At 66.7% G+C, this 14,236-nt stretch carries 17 protein-coding genes; 14 read left to right on the top strand and 3 right to left on the bottom strand.

The window, feature by feature from the left end; translation table 11 throughout:
* Positions 1-419: 419 nt before the first annotated feature.
* On the top strand, positions 420-1,097 hold the full coding sequence (locus OTB20_RS40665) for a ParA family protein (RefSeq protein WP_267824947.1): 678 nt from the start codon (positions 420-422) through the stop codon (positions 1,095-1,097).
* Positions 1,094-1,384 (top strand): hypothetical protein, encoded by a 291-nt coding sequence (locus OTB20_RS40660; protein WP_267824946.1) that lies wholly within the window; start codon positions 1,094-1,096, stop codon positions 1,382-1,384. The genes OTB20_RS40665 and OTB20_RS40660 overlap by 4 nt, the downstream gene beginning before the upstream one ends.
* 132 nt (positions 1,385-1,516) lie before the next feature.
* Here OTB20_RS40660 and OTB20_RS40655 read toward each other — a convergent pair whose 3' ends face one another.
* From OTB20_RS40655 to OTB20_RS40645, 3 genes are all read right to left on the bottom strand, one after another.
* The gene (locus OTB20_RS40655) at positions 1,517-2,110 is read right to left on the bottom strand and encodes a hypothetical protein (RefSeq protein ID WP_267824945.1); all 594 of its coding nucleotides are present in this window, start codon (positions 2,108-2,110) and stop codon (positions 1,517-1,519) included.
* The gene (locus tag OTB20_RS40650; RefSeq protein ID WP_267824944.1) at positions 2,110-5,787 is read right to left on the bottom strand and encodes a hypothetical protein; all 3,678 of its coding nucleotides are present in this window, start codon (positions 5,785-5,787) and stop codon (positions 2,110-2,112) included. Before OTB20_RS40650 ends, OTB20_RS40655 begins: the two co-directional genes overlap by 1 nt.
* A 208-nt stretch (positions 5,788-5,995) precedes the next feature.
* A complete protein-coding gene (locus OTB20_RS40645; RefSeq protein ID WP_267824943.1) occupies positions 5,996-6,745 on the bottom strand; it encodes a GntR family transcriptional regulator in 750 nt (249 codons plus the stop codon).
* A gap of 183 nt (positions 6,746-6,928) precedes the next feature.
* Here OTB20_RS40645 and OTB20_RS40640 point away from each other — a divergent pair, with 183 nt between their 5' ends.
* From OTB20_RS40640 to OTB20_RS40585, 12 genes are all read left to right on the top strand, one after another.
* Positions 6,929-7,456 (top strand): RNA polymerase sigma factor, encoded by a 528-nt coding sequence (locus tag OTB20_RS40640; protein ID WP_267824942.1) that lies wholly within the window; start codon positions 6,929-6,931, stop codon positions 7,454-7,456.
* 5 nt (positions 7,457-7,461) lie between these two features.
* Complete coding sequence (locus OTB20_RS40635; RefSeq protein ID WP_267824941.1) at positions 7,462-7,605, top strand: hypothetical protein; 144 nt, start codon at positions 7,462-7,464, stop codon at positions 7,603-7,605.
* Positions 7,602-7,802, top strand: coding sequence for a hypothetical protein (locus tag OTB20_RS40630; protein WP_267824940.1), 201 nt, complete (start codon positions 7,602-7,604; stop codon positions 7,800-7,802). The genes OTB20_RS40635 and OTB20_RS40630 overlap by 4 nt, the downstream gene beginning before the upstream one ends.
* Positions 7,803-7,804: 2 nt before the next feature.
* Positions 7,805-8,125 (top strand): hypothetical protein, encoded by a 321-nt coding sequence (locus OTB20_RS40625; protein ID WP_267824939.1) that lies wholly within the window; start codon positions 7,805-7,807, stop codon positions 8,123-8,125.
* A 2-nt stretch (positions 8,126-8,127) separates the two neighbouring features.
* Positions 8,128-8,292 carry a pRL2-8 gene (locus OTB20_RS40620; RefSeq protein ID WP_267824938.1) on the top strand — a complete coding sequence of 55 codons (165 nt, stop codon included), beginning with the start codon at positions 8,128-8,130 and terminating at the stop codon, positions 8,290-8,292.
* The gene (locus OTB20_RS40615; protein WP_267824937.1) at positions 8,289-8,579 is read left to right on the top strand and encodes a hypothetical protein; all 291 of its coding nucleotides are present in this window, start codon (positions 8,289-8,291) and stop codon (positions 8,577-8,579) included. The genes OTB20_RS40620 and OTB20_RS40615 overlap by 4 nt, the downstream gene beginning before the upstream one ends.
* Positions 8,580-8,729: 150 nt before the next feature.
* Positions 8,730-9,020, top strand: a complete 291-nt coding sequence (locus tag OTB20_RS40610) for a hypothetical protein (RefSeq protein ID WP_267824936.1) — start codon at positions 8,730-8,732, stop codon at positions 9,018-9,020.
* A 9-nt stretch (positions 9,021-9,029) separates the two neighbouring features.
* Positions 9,030-10,250: a hypothetical protein gene (locus OTB20_RS40605; RefSeq protein WP_267824935.1), complete on the top strand. Its 1,221-nt coding sequence runs from the start codon at positions 9,030-9,032 to the stop codon at positions 10,248-10,250.
* 205 nt (positions 10,251-10,455) lie between these two features.
* The gene (locus OTB20_RS40600) at positions 10,456-10,755 is read left to right on the top strand and encodes a hypothetical protein (protein ID WP_267824934.1); all 300 of its coding nucleotides are present in this window, start codon (positions 10,456-10,458) and stop codon (positions 10,753-10,755) included.
* A gap of 340 nt (positions 10,756-11,095) precedes the next feature.
* Positions 11,096-13,045 carry a pRL2-11 gene (locus OTB20_RS40595; RefSeq protein WP_267824933.1) on the top strand — a complete coding sequence of 650 codons (1,950 nt, stop codon included), beginning with the start codon at positions 11,096-11,098 and terminating at the stop codon, positions 13,043-13,045.
* A gap of 60 nt (positions 13,046-13,105) precedes the next feature.
* Positions 13,106-13,366, top strand: a complete 261-nt coding sequence (locus OTB20_RS40590) for a hypothetical protein (RefSeq protein ID WP_267824932.1) — start codon at positions 13,106-13,108, stop codon at positions 13,364-13,366.
* On the top strand, positions 13,363-13,797 hold the full coding sequence (locus OTB20_RS40585) for a hypothetical protein (RefSeq protein WP_267824931.1): 435 nt from the start codon (positions 13,363-13,365) through the stop codon (positions 13,795-13,797). The genes OTB20_RS40590 and OTB20_RS40585 overlap by 4 nt, the downstream gene beginning before the upstream one ends.
* Positions 13,798-14,236: the final 439 nt, after the last annotated feature.

The raw sequence follows: 14,236 nt of genomic DNA, 5'->3' as shown, positions 1-14,236 counted from the left end.
GTACTGATGTCAGTTACTTCAGTACCTACTCAGCCGGCTCGTTCCGGGGCGGGTCGTAGTCGCGCTATATAGCTGTTGGTCCTGGAGAACCGGAACAACCGGAACAGCCGGAACAGCCCAGGTCAGACACCGTGTTTCTGTTCCGGTCCATCCGGAACAACCAGAACTCCATCCGGAACAGACCCCGGTTCTCGCCCCTGGCAGGCCACCCCGAAGATGCCGACAGAGCGGCCCCTCAAGGCTCCGGGAGGAGTCAGTGAGGTACTGACCTCAGTGAGCTACTGAGCCAGCCAGGCGAGATCAGACAGGGGGGTCATACAGAAAACCCGAGGGCAGAGTCCAGTGGTAGCGGCCCGGAGCCCCGAGGTACTGAGGGTCAGTACCTACTGAGGTCCAGTGACCTCAGTAGAATGCTGATCATGGCAATGTCATGGGCGTTCGTGAACCTGAAGCCGGGGGTGGGGAAGTCCACCACCACGGTCTTCCTGGGCCAAGCCTTCTACGAGATGGGCTTGAAGCCTCTCCTGGTCGATGCCGACTCCGGTCGGTCCTCGCTCGCCGCGTACAACCGCGCGGGCGGCCTCAACTGGCCTGTCATCGGCATGGATGAGCCAGACCTCCACCGCAAGATCCCGGATATCGACCAGGGCGTCGACGTCGTCCTCATCGACGTCCCGCAGCTTGAGGACCATGCCAGGATCGCCCGGGGCGCCATGCGCTACGCAGAGACCTGGATTCTGCCCGTGGCGCCGAGCCACTACGAGGTGGACCGGATGTTCGAGCCTCCCCGAGGTGCTCCGGACGACAGTGACCGGTCCCTCCTGAAGGAACTCCTGGCCGAAGTCCAGGAGATGAGGAATGTGCCGGCTGATGTCGTGGTGCTGCTCAACAGGACCAACAGGTCCAAGCGCACGAAGTCCGGTCCGGACGCCGAGGTCCGTGGTGTCTTGGAGCGTGAGGGCTTCGACGTCCTGGAGACTTTGATCCCGTACAACGACGACAAGTTCCGCCAGGCGATGATCCCGAAGACGCCCGGCACCAACGCGCGGAAGCTGGCCCAGGAGCTGCTGGCCCGCAGGACGGAGAAGCTGGGATGAGCGCGGCAGGCCGGGGCTACGACCGGACAGTGAAGCGAGCCGAGACGAGCCAGGCCGCGGTGGCGCCGGTGGTCGCCAGGACGACCCCGATCCGCATCACCGTGGACGTCCGGCCCACGGTCCACCGCAGGCTCAAGAGGTGGTGCAACGCGACGGCCGCCGAGCGGGACCTTTCCTCCGTGGACCTGTCGGCGGTGTTCCGCATCCTCGCGGACGAGCTGCTGGAGGACGAGCGCCTGGCGGAGAAGGTCGCCAAGAGGCTCGCCGCCAAGGACGGGAAGCTGTAACTGTCGCCTGTCACACCCGAATCAGGGGTGGGGGTTTCCGCAGGTAGACCGCGTGACAGCACGCGACACGCGACAGGTCATGTGACTGGGCCCCACCCTCCGAGAGGGTGGGGCCCAGCGTCGTGCCGGCTGCTACTGGTCGCCGTAGTCGAGCGGGCTGAACTGGACGTTGATGACGTCGCCCAGCTCCGCCTCGTGGAAGTAGACGTCCAGGCCCTCTACGAACACGCCCCGCATGGCCTCTTCGTCGCCGTCCATGAACGCCTGCAAGAGGTCTTCCATGTGGCCCTCGGACAACCACTCCCCGAGGTTGACCTTCCGCTCCCGCTCCTCGTCGCTGACCTTGATCATGGCGTGGAGGACGAGTCCGCCACCGGGCTTGCCGACGCCGTCCGGCCTGCGGATCGTCCAGTCCATGTCGTTGCTGGTCAGCTCCATGTTGTCGTCGCTCGCGGACTTCAAGAGCCGCTCACGCCGACCCTGGGGAACCAGCGCCTCCCGGTTGGCCCGGTTGAGCGCATCGTTGCTGTCGGCCCTGGGGCTGGACTTCCCCTCGGACCATGCTTTGAGGGTCTTGGAGCTGCGGCCCACGGCCTTGGCCGCGTCGCTCACCGAGCCGCCGAACCGCTTGATGAGCTGGGCCGCGCGCACGGCCGCCGGCTTGTCCTCCGACTTGGCCGACCGCTTCGCCAACGCCTTGAACATCGCGTCCTTCACCGAACCCATCAGCGGTTACCCCCTCGGCGTGCGTCACGTGCGGCCTTGCGGGCCTCCATCCGCTCCCGCAGCAGTGCGGCCTTCTTCTTCGCCTCGTCCTGTTCCTGGCCGAAGTCTTGGGCCGACTTCGCCTTGCTCTTGAAGTGCCCCAGCTTGGCGCCGGTGTTGTCGATCCGCAGGCCGAACGGGACATCGGCCTCGGGGTCCTGGTGGTCGCTGGCGTACGCCACTTCGTCGGTCACCACACGGATCGGGAACCGCGGGTCGGCCACGGCCTGGGTGATGCCTGCGGCCTTGTAGACCTTGCGCAGGGTGTTCGTCCAGGCCGCGTCACGCACAGCGTGACCCCAGTCGGGCCGCCTGATGACGCCCTGGTCGGCGTTCCTGAGCTTGCCGTGGACCGTGTGGTAGACCTCCTTGAGGACCAGGCCGACAGCCTGGTCGTCGCTGTCGGCCGAGGCGGACAGGTTGCTGATCTGGTCGCGGATCTGGTCGCTGAACACCCGGAACCCGTCGAACGCGACCGCCGGGGCGATGTGTGCGCTCTCGATGTCCGGGGTGATCCCCAGGTCCACGTACGCCTGCACGATGTCCGTGGTCACCGTGACGATCTGTCCCGGACGGTGGTTGGGGACCGGAGCGGGAACCTGCGGGTGCGGCCAGTGCGGGACGACGATCGTCCAGAGTCCGGCCATCGCCTTGTCGAACATCGGGTGGTCGACCTTCTTGAGGTCGTCGCGGGCGACGGTGGCCTGCCGGTACGCGGGTAGGTACGCCTTATTCGCGTCGTACAGGCTGCGCCACGGCTGGGCGGCCTCGGTCTCGGTCTCGCTGCGGGTCCAGGAGCTGTCGTCCAGGGCCTGGGGCCACGACTCGTAAGAGCCCTGCCACTTGGGGTGCTGGCGGGCCGTCTCCTCGATGCGGGCCCGGAGCATCGCGATGCCGGTACCGGCGGCCTTGCCCTCGAAGTCGTGGCCGGTCACCTGGGCGAACAGCGCCAGGCGGTAGGCCAGGGTCAGGACGTCGCTGGTGTCGTACTCCTTGGCCTTCTGCATGGCCCGGGTTCGGACCTTGGGGAAGGAGTCGGCACTGAGCCACTGGACCGGGGTGATCCGCACCCAGTCGGCCCGGCCGGGGTGCTGCATCAGGCAGGACTGACCGACGTACATCCGCTCCTTCTCCTTCGACATGGGCTTGTGCCAGCCCGCGTCAACGAGCGTCTGGAACGGCGCCGCCCACGGCGTCTTGTCGAGCATGGACGGAGCCTCGGGGCCCAGCTTGAAACCCTTGTGGGCGTCCTGGCCGATGAGGAGGGTCAGCCTGCCCGAAGGGACCAGCGCCGTCGCCTGGGCGACCAGGGCCGCGAGGCTGCTGGCCGACTCTTCCGTCAGCGCAACCGCGCTGGCGTCCGCCGCGTTGACCAGCTGCCCGCCGGTCACGGCCAGGACGACCCCGCCCGAACCGGCCGCCGGGGCCACCGCGACGGGCGCCGTGGCCTGTGAGGGAACGACCGTCAGCCTGTGAGGTTCAGCGTGTGAGGGCTGTGAGGCTGTGTGGTCAACAGCCTTAATCTCCTGGTCAACAGGGGTACTGTTGTCGTCCTGTGAGGCTGTGAGCTGTGCGGGGAGCTCCTCCTGGACGTGGTCCTCCTCCGGGCCTTCCGAGGGTCCGCCGTTCTCCGGCTGGTCCTGGTCGCCGTCGTCGCCGTGGGTGTCGTCGTCGTCTTCGGGGAGGGTGAATACGGTGCCGGCCGGGATGAGGACCAGCGGCATGGCCTTCTTGTTGGCGCCGATCCGGACCTTGGTCGTGGCGACCTGCCCGGTCTGGGTGCTCCGCAGGATCGCACCCTCCTTGAGGAGGAACCCGGGCAGGCTCTTCACCTGGAACCCGGTCAGTCGTACGTCCTTGGTCTGCATGACCAGGGTGTGCAGGTCTGAGGCGGTGATGCCCAGGAGCTCGCCGTCCTCCATGTAGTAGAGCGAGGCTCCCTCTCCGCCGAAGCCCTTCGACGTCCCGTCGAAGTTGTCCTCCCTCAGGCCCTGAGCCTGAGGGGTCTGCCCGGGGACCAGCGACTTGGGGGCGGCGTCCTTGGGGCAGCGGATGTGCGCGCGCCGTTCCTGGAGGGAGCGACGGAGCACGGACCCGAGGGCCTGGGGGATACCGGTGTCGGCGGTCTGGCGATCCTCGATCATGTCCGACTGGGCCTTGAGGGAGGCGGTGAACTTCGGGACGATCGCGTGCCACAGCGGCTGTACGTCCAGCCCGCAGGCGTCCTTGACCATGAAGAGGCCGGCCATCATCTGGTAGGCCGCCTTGAGAACTCCGTCCATCCCGTCCGGAGCGTCGTCGCCAATGGCCGCGCGGGCCACGGGCAGGAACATGTCCTTGGCCCGCTGGTCGCAGTCCTTGACCCAGGCTCCCGCTTTCTCCTTGCCCAGCGCGGCCATGTGCTTGATGACCCGGTCACCGATGGTGCGGATCGGCGCCTCCATACCGGCGCCGTTCTGCTCGTACCAGCGCCAGTCGTTGTCGCCCTGGTGGAACTCGGCGCACACCACGCGACGCAGCATCGAGGCTTGAACTGCGGTCGGGATCTGTTGGGCAGTCAGCACGAGGATGCCCCGAACGTACGGGGATTCCGCGATCTTGTCGGAGTGCCGTTCCGCGCGGTCCCGGATCGGGGTGTTGTTGAACTGGGCGCGGGTCATCCGGTCGGACTTCTCCACCGCGTCCTTCACCGCCCCCGGCTCCGAGTTCGAGGTCAGCGGCATGTCCTCGATCGCGATGACCCGGTCCTGGGCACCACGGATCTTCTTCTCGATGCCGGTGATGGTGTCGGAGAACGAGGTGTCGACGTACGGGGGCCACCCGTTCGTCAGGGTGACGCAGGACGCCACCCAGAACGTGAGCGTCTTGCCGGTGTTGTTCCGGCCGTGAGGGATGAGAGAGCCACGGACCGGAGCGATCGACCAGGCCAGAGCCCGGATGCCGACCGCGAGACCAAAGGCCGGCCCCCACCCGTGGGAGGCCAGCTCCTTGACCACCTTCCGCTGCGCGGGCAGGCTCGCGGGCTTCGGCAACGGCTGGGACGCCTTGACCAGCTCGGGCTTGAGGTCGACGGTGCGGACGCCGTCCACGACGTCGTCACTGGCCCGGACGTACACCCAGCGCCCATCCGGCAGGTCAAACCAGCCCGTCCTTTTGAGCATCCACGTGCTGGGCAGGTTCACCGCCTGTTCCATGACGACGTTCTCCAGCGCGTCACGGACCTTGCTTCGGCCGGTGCCCTTGGCTCCGGGGATCAGCTCACGCCAGACACGCCCGGTCGTCAGGTCGTCCGAGGTGATCGTTGCGTCGACCCCGTCCACCTGGATCTCGTACCGGCGCTCCACGCACCGGCCGTCGTCATCGAGGCGGATCAGGTGGCGAGTGACCTTGGGCGCCCAGGACAGGAACCGCGTCGGGTCCTCACCGACCCGTCCGATGGTGAACAGCCCGGGGCGGGGGCCGGTGAGGATGTACCTGAGCGACGGGTCACCATCGACCGATCGGCCGAAGAACGCGAGGTTCGTTCCACCGCCTCCTGCACCACCGCTCTTGCGGCGGCTTTTTGCCTGTTCAGGGACCTTCGCAGGCCCCTCCGGGACAGCATTTTCCTGCTCTACTGCATGTGCCGACTGGGGCACGCGACGCTCCGTATCCGGCAGAGCCCCATTTCCAAGACCTCCGAGGAGGCCTTAGAGTGGTAGGTAGGCGCTCTGCCATCTTGTGTTGGTTGTGCTGGTTTGTTGAAGAGAGGTCATCTCTCAGGGGTGTGGTAGCCACTGAGGGAAGGGCCTCTCTTTGTTTTGTGTGTAGAGCCTAACGAGACATGGGTGGCTTGAGTGCCTCGGGCTAGCCTGCGGCCTGCATCTCGTACTGGTAGCGCATCCAGCGGCCCCCACCAAAGTGGTACTCACCGAATTCGATGACATCGCCATCAGCGTCACGCCAAGTGTTTTGGCCGATGAAGACGGGGTCTCCTTCTGCCAGTCCAAGGTCCTCGGCCTGTTCAGAAGTCGCAGCGCCTACCGTCATCCGGTCATCAGCCGACTGAGCTGTACGCCCTGTAGCTTCCATGATCGCGCCAGCAGTTCCGCCGATGATCCGAGCGGTCGACAGGAGCTGGGGAACCACCTCAGCGAGGTCCGCAGCGAACCAGCTTGTCGAAGCACTGACCGGGCCATCTTCGTTGTGAGTGACTCGGATGCGCTTGATGACGGGGCTTCCGGGCTCGATGCCGTAAGTGTCCGCGACGTGGTCAGGGGCCGGCACCACCTCTGAGATAGAGATGACTGCGAACTCGCCTGGCGTATAGATGCGGCCCGTCGACAGCATCCGACTCAACCTGTCGTGTGACGAACGGTGGAGAGTCGCCTTTGTCCGGACCAGGCTGCCGTGGCCCACGATGCTTTCGACCAGGCCATCAGCACGAAGTGCGGCGACCGCCTTCATCGCGGTTGCCTGGCTAATCCCCCAGGTCTCCGCGAGCTGCCGGACCGACGGGACCTTGTCCCCGTCCTTCAACTCTCCCTTGATGATCTGGTCTCGCAGGTGCTTCACCACCTGGAGATAGACGGGAGTTCGATCTACCGACGGTGCCATGGGGATCTCCTTTTTCCACTGGTGAGAGCTGAAGCAACCGTACTAGGTCACTACGCACATCGTAACCGTTGACATGCATAGTGCGCTAGTGCACTATGCAGTTACGCACCTGGAACGAACGAGCCCAGTTGGGGATCCCGCTAAGTCCCCCCAACTGGGCTCTAGATCCCCCATGGAGGGACCGTGTCTACAGCGTATGACCTGGGCGTATCGCCCGAAACCCGGCTCACCGCCGAGTCGGCCGATCGTCTTGACCGGCTGTTCCGCCTGCACAACGCCCGTCTCCTGGGCTTCGCCGTCACCCGGACCCGCGACCGGGCCACGGCTGAAGACGTCGTCTCGGAGTGCTGGGTCCGGGCCGCGCTCTCGATCAACCAGCTTCAGGCCGACGACGAGCGGGCCTACGGCTGGCTCCGCTCGATCACGGTCCGGGCCGCGATCGACCACTACCGCCGGAAGTCCACCACCGAGGTCGTCACCGACTTGGGCGACGTGCTCATCTCCGTCCGCCTGGTCCCCGCGGCGCCGCCGGCCGACGTCGACCTGTACGCCCTGGCCGAGCTGACCGAGCGCCAGGCTGTCGTCGTCAAGCTCAAGGCCCAGGGCCTGAGTGACCGGTCGATCGCGGTTCGCCTGGGCCGGTCGGAGAACGCGATCTGGAAGCGCAAGCAGGCCGGCGCCCGTCGCCTGCGGCTCGCGCTGGCCGGGTGATCGCCGTGGACTACGTGACCTACAACCCCGCGATCGAGACCGAGACCGCGAACCGCCTGGCCGAAATCCAGAAGGCCCAGCAGGCCGCCGACGACGCACGGGCCCAGGCCGAGGCCCTGGCCGCCAAGCAGCAGGGGGGCCGGTCGTGAGCATCCGGCGCGAGACCAAGAACGAGGACTACGACCGGACGCACAGCCTCATGGCCGCTCTGGGCGGGAGTCTCCTCCCCCCGGACCAGGAAACCCCGCCGGACCGCGCGCAGTTCGAGTCCGTCGTTGCGCACGCCCTGTACGCCAACCAGTCCGCGAACCCGCCCGCCGGCCACCGCTACCCGAAGAGGGGTTGACCATGACCAGCACTCGCAAGCTCGACCAGATCATCCGCGTCGCAGAGTTCAAGCTCGCCGGAGTCCGCCGCCGTGACGTCTCGGCCCTGCCCCCCAGGGAACAGGCCAAGTTCGCGGGCAACATGGGCAAGATCTTCGCCAAGGCCGTCCACGGCCAGCAGCAGGCCCCCCGCGCGGAGAAGGCCCTCGACACCATCTGGGCCAACGCTGAGGCCCGCCTGATCGCGGAGATCAACGCGGCCCAGGCCGCCAAACAGCAGCTCATCAACAAGGACGCCAAGGCCAAGATCGACCGCAAGACCCAGTCGAAGAGCCGGTGGTAGCCGTGGCGAACACCAAGGCCAACAACCCGCCGAAGCGGCAGTGCCGCCAGTGCTGGTTCCACGCCTACAGCCGCGAGGTCCACAAGCGCCTGGCCCCGCGTGAGGACTGCCCGGCCTGCGTGGACCACATGGTCCACGGATGCCCCGACCACATGATCGTCAGGTGACCGGCGTGCGCAAGCTCATCGCCACCCCGATCGTCGCCGCTCTCGCGTTCGCCGGCGTCCTGGTCCCGCTCGGCGCCTTCACGCTCTCCATGTTCGTGGTGCTGATCCCGGCCGGGGCCGACAACGAGGCCTCGTTCTTCTTCTCGCTCCTGGTCGCCGTCGTCGCCTACGGCCTGGTCAAGCTTCCCTTCCCGGGCGCCCGCCGCCCCGTGATCGACGCCTTCATGGAGGCCGCCGATCGCGTCGCGGACTGGGCTGGGTTCGAGTACATCCCCGACCCGAACTGACCAAGTGTCCATGGACAGTCCATGGACACTCCGGCCCGAAACCGCAGGGAGAAGCCTTTCCCCGCGTGTCCATGGACACCCCAGACCCTCACTTCCCCCGGCCGGGGGCTCCTCTCGCCAGCCCCCGGCCTCTCTCTCCTGGAGAACACCGTGATCTTCGGAAGCCGCGAAGCCAAGGCCACCCGCCGAGACCAGAAGGCCGCCGCCCGCCGGCACTCCCTCCTGATGAGGACCGTCACCTCGATGGCCCGAGACAAGCACTTCACCCTCCTCAGGAACCCGGCCTACCTCACCCCGGACCAGGTCGCCGCCCAGGTCTTCGGCATCCACGCGATCCGCCTCACCGAGACCGAGGCCACCGACTACCTCCGTGCCGCCCTGACCCTCCAGGGCCACACCACCGCCCACCTCCCCGCCGCGCTCGCCAACACCACCGCCTAGGAGCCCCTCGTGCTGCGCTTCAAGAACATCGTCAAGACCGTCCAGGCCGAGGTCACCCGCGACGGCAAGACCCACACCTACGACAAGCCCGTCACGAGCCGCGTCCCGATGGCCCCGCGGAACTGGGACGTCGTCGGCATCCGTGCGGCGGCCTCGGTCGTCCTGGGCCTCACCGCCGTGGCGGTCATCTGGTCCACGGTCTCCATCGGCGCGCTCCTGGAGGGCGGCGTCGGATACGCCGCCGCCGGGCTGTTCGACGCGGCCTGGATCACCTGCATCATCTTGGAAGTCCTGGCCCGCTACGACCGGGACAAGCGGAAGTTCGCCCGGGTCCTCGGCTACATCCTCGTAGCCGCGACCATGGGCGCGATCTTCTGGCACGGCTGGGTCGCAGGCTCCATCCCGCTCGCCGTCGTGGGCGCGGCCGTCTCCGCCGTCGCCAAGGTCTTGTGGCTCGGGGTCCTGAAGTTCATCGACCGCGACCTGGGGCCGGCCGACGCGGCCTGGCTCGAAGGAGAGAACAGTAAGGCAGCACTCATGCTGGCCCGCGCCCAGGTACAGCGGCAGGTTGCCCGCGCCGAGGCCGGAGTCATCGGGGAGCTCCTCGCGATCGAGCACCAGCACAGGGAGATGGCCGAGGCCCTGGGCATGACCCGGGAGGAGTACCAGGAGCTTCGCGTGCGTGCCCTGGGCGCCGCCGACAGCACCCCGGTTGCGGCGATTCCGGTGGGCAAGCCCACTGAGGTCACTGAACTGCCTGAAGTTACTGAGGTCAGTGTCGAGCGTGCCCCCGTGGGCAACCTCGGGCAGACCTCGGGCATCACGAACACGCAGGTCAACACGGGTACGGTGCCCGCGATTGCCCTGGTCGTGCCTGCCCCGATCGACTTCGGTAAGCCTGAGGCAGACCTGGGTAAGCCGGTCTCTCCGGTGGGCTTGCCCACCCCTCTCGCGGCGTCCGTCGAAATGGGTAAGCCTGCCCATTCCGCCGATCGGGCATCGGGCAAGCCTTTGGGTAAGCCCCTCTCCGGCACCATCGCCGAAGCGGTCCGGGTCGCCGTCTCCATGGAGATTTTCGACACCGACGCGATCGCGGCCAAGGTCCCCGAACTCATGGAGATGCAGCCCAACCGGTACAGCGTCCGCCGCGAGATCAACCGCCAGCGGCCGGCCATCGACGCGGCCAAGGCCGCCCAGGAAGAGAAGGCCCAGACCGGCCTCTACATGTGACACCTCGTCAGCCGGTCGCCAGAACTTATCCACAGGCCCAGCGCTCCAAGATCGGACTCACCGGTGAGGTTCCCGCCTCACCGGTGAGGTCACCAGCACTCACCACCCGGTCCCCGATGCCGAATCGGAACCCCGAACCGGGCTCCCTGGGGAGGTCGCTGGTGAGGTCGACGCCGTTCCATCAGCCACAACGAGAGGACACGAGATGAACAAGAACGAGGAGTACACCCTCAACGCCGAGGACGCCCTGGCCAAGGGCACCCACCTCATGGCGGAGGGCGTGCGGACCCGGGTGACGACCCTCATCGACCAGGGCCGCGGAACCATCGAGGCCGCCGCCGTCTGGGCCCAGCTCGCCGCCACCGCGCACCTGATGGCCGCCGGCACCACCGGCAGCGGAAAGGGCGCTTTCCCCCTCGTGGACGAGGACGAGGGCGACGGCTTCGAGATGGAGATGGTCGACCTCTCCGGCAAGCGGGGCGGCCCGGTCGACCCGATCCGGTAGCAGCCAAAAGTTTTACCCGGCCCGAGGTCACACATCCAGCCTTCGGACCACCTCTATGGGTGCTCCACAAAACCAAGACCCGAACCACCCCGGATAGCAGCCGGAGTGACGCAGGTCATACGCCAGGCCGTCACACCGACCACCTGTTTCGGCACCTGTACCAAATGAAGGACCCCGCCCAACAGCCCAGATCAGACCTGTCCGGTCTGGGTGATGAGCTCCAACCAGAACGGCCCGGTCACCCCCGATAGCAGCGGGGGTGACCGGGCACCGGACCGGGTTCCCGCCCGGTCCACAACTCCCCAGCCAGCCCAGCCAGAGCCACCCAGGAGTCACCCTGATGTTCGCACCGCCCGAGCAGCCCAGCCACAGCAAAGCCCCGACCCCAACCGACTGGAAGGCCATAGAAGAGGGCCTGGTCGACGGAGCCAAAGGCGTCTGGAGGTTCGTGTCCGGCGACACCCTCGACGGGGAGCCCCGGACCGACCGGACCTGGACCCACCGCGGCACCCCCCTCACGACCAAGCGCGCAGACGGCAAGATGCCCGGACGCCTCGACTACCTCACCCGCTGGGAGCACATCGGACTCCGCGCGTTCTCCACGTTCGTCCTCACCGGAACGGGCTACGCGGCCGTTGTGGAGCCGACCGAGACCCTCGTTGCCCTCGAGGTCTCTGGCCTCGCGGCGGCGTGCTCAGCGGCCTCCTGGGCCGGATTCCGGGGCATGGACGGCATGGTGACGTGGCGCCACCGCAGGGACTGGGTGTGGCCCCTCCACACCGTCCTGCGTGACCTCCTGGGCCTGCCCGAGGGCGTCGCCCCCAGTCAGTACCTCACGGTCCCGCCGGCCTACGCGGACATGGCCGGAGAGGTCGTCACCGTGGAGCTCCCCGGCAACTGGTCCCCGGACCGGGACACCTCCACCATCGCCCAGGCCGTCATCTCCAAGCTCGGCCTCCAGGACGTCAAGGCGTCCGTGAAACTCTCGGGGAACCGGCACCGGATGGTGTTCCGCCAGTCGCCGCGCGCGCCCATGAAGGTCATGTACGCGGACCCCGAGGTCCGCGCGATGGTCGAGAAGGCCAGCGCGAGCGCGCCGTTCCTCGGCCTCTCGCACCGTGGCGTCGCCGTCTCGATCGACCTGGACGACGAGTCGCCGCACGTGATGTTCTCCGCCGCCCCCGGTGGTGGAAAGTCCGTGCTGGCAAAGGCATTTGCGGCCCAGGTTCTCCACCATGGCGGAATTGCATTCCTGATCGACTTCAAGCGCACGTCCCACAAATGGGCGTACGGCCTGCCCAATCTCATGTACATCCGCCACGAAAAGGATGCGCACGACCTCCTTGTTGCCCTTGCGATAGAGGGCAACCGGCGCATGGCCATCGCGGAGGAGAACGTCCACCGCGAAATGCGCGGAGAATCTCCGCTCCCGATGGGGCCGCGAATCCTCCTCATCATGGAGGAAGCCAACACCCTCCAGAAGCGGCTTAAGCGGTACTGGGCTAAGAACAAACCGGAAGGAGAGAAGAAGAACGAGTCTCCGGCGGTTGAAGCCTACGGAGAGTTCCTCTTCATGGGCCGCTCCCAGCTCATGCACGCTCTTCTCATCGGCCAGTCCCTCACCGCTCAGACGGTCGGCGGCCCGGAAATGCGTGAGGCATTCACCGCCCGAATTCTGGCCCGCTATACCCAGAACGCTTGGCGAATGCTCGTACCCGAGGTCAACCCGATCCCGAAGCCCTCGCGCCACTCCGGCCGCGTCCAGGTCGTCCTCGGCGGCCAGGCCCACGAGACCCAGGTGGTGTTCATGACGGACGAGGAGGCGAGGGAGCTCGCCCTCTCCGGAACCGTCACCGCGGTCCCCTCTATCGAGGACCTGGCGAGCGCCGCCGACACACTGAACAGCCGACACAGTGGGGTCTCCCACCAGGGAGATCAGGTTGTGTCAGACACACACGGGCGCCCCCTGAGGGTCGTCCCCGACCCTGACCAGGCAGAACCCCAGACCCCCGACGAGAACGCCCCGATCACCCTCGCCCAGGCCGCCAAGACGGTCTGCGCGGGTGTGGCCGGCCCCGCCCAGCCGGGCACCACCAGCACCCAGGCACAGCGCGACATCACGGCCCTTCGCAACGCACGCGGCCGCGACAAGCAATTCCCCGACCACGTCGAACAGAAGGGCAGGGAGAAGCTCTACCTGCCCACGGATCTTGCCCGCTGGGCGCGAAACCGCGTGAATGCATCCGGAGAATCCGAGAGTTCCGAAGAGGCCGGAACCGGCACCGAATAAACCAATCAGGCGGGGGATTCAAACCGAATCCCCCGCCTTAGGGGAAGGCGAAAAATTCTCATGTGGAACTTCAGGAAAAAGAAAAAAGCCGCCCACAAGGGTGCCGTCCATTTCGCACGCCGCGTCATTTTCGCGACCGATGCGGCAATCAACTCGGTCGGAATGATCGGGGAAATCAGCACCCTGGACGTACAGGAAAGAGCGCGCGAACTCTTCAATATCGAGTTGACCGTAGACGACGCGAACTGGGCTCTACTCACTCGGCTCAACCAGCGCGGATACATCGTTACCCCCGACACCGTGAGGAGCATGGACGCATGAGTCCCGCAGAACTGAAACTGCTCAAGACCGGCGAACTCCCGCCCGAATCCGGGGAATTCGCTCCGGAAGAGGACGAGGACCAGGCCCCCAAGACGTTCGGGGACCGGCTCCCCGGGCTGGCCATCAAGGCCGGGGCCACCGCGGCCGCCCTCGTCGCGCTCCTGGTCCTCAACATCGTCCTCGGCCTCGCCTACGCCTTCCACCAGCTCCACCTCTTCACCTGGATCGTCCTCGCGGTCTACTGCCTCGTCGGCGGGGCCTTGTTCCGCCTGGTCAAGGAGCGCGAGCACGGGCTCAAGGCCGTCACCCTCCAGTGGGCTGGGTACCAAGTCTGGGCGAACGAGGAGCTCCCGCAGAGGTGGGAGAAGCTGACCGCAGCCGGCCGGAAGGCCCGCCGGTTCGGTCGGACCCCGAAGCCCAAGAGCCGGTGAACTGACCGATCTGAAGCTGTCCGCTTCATCGGACAAGATCAGAACCAAGAGCGGCCCCTCTCCGTCTACCACCGGAGAGGGGCCGCTCTTGTGCTGTCCGGACTCCGCCCTCAGGTTTTGTGTATGCCCCCCTGCCTGGCCTGTCCTGGCTGTCTCAGTGAGTCACTGAGGTCAGTACCTCACTGAGATTCTGGGGGAGCTCGTGAGGGCCCGTTCCGGCCGGTGCCGGATGCGGGCCAGGGGGCCCGGAAACGGGGCTTGTTCCGGATGGAGTTCTGGTTGTTCCGGATGGACCGGAACAGAAAACCGGCATCTGACCTGGGCTGTTCCGGCTGTTCCGGTTGTTCCGGTTCTCCAGGACCAACAGCTATATAGCGCGACTACGACCCGCCCCGGAACGAGCCGGCTGAGTAGGTACTGAAGTAACTGACATCAGTAC

The organism is Streptomyces sp. H27-H1 (assembly GCF_026627445.1).
Taxonomy (GTDB): Bacteria; Actinomycetota; Actinomycetes; order Streptomycetales; family Streptomycetaceae; genus Streptomyces.
The sequence above is the reverse complement of the archived record's forward strand: the minus strand, read 5'-3'. Positions and strand labels throughout refer to the sequence as shown.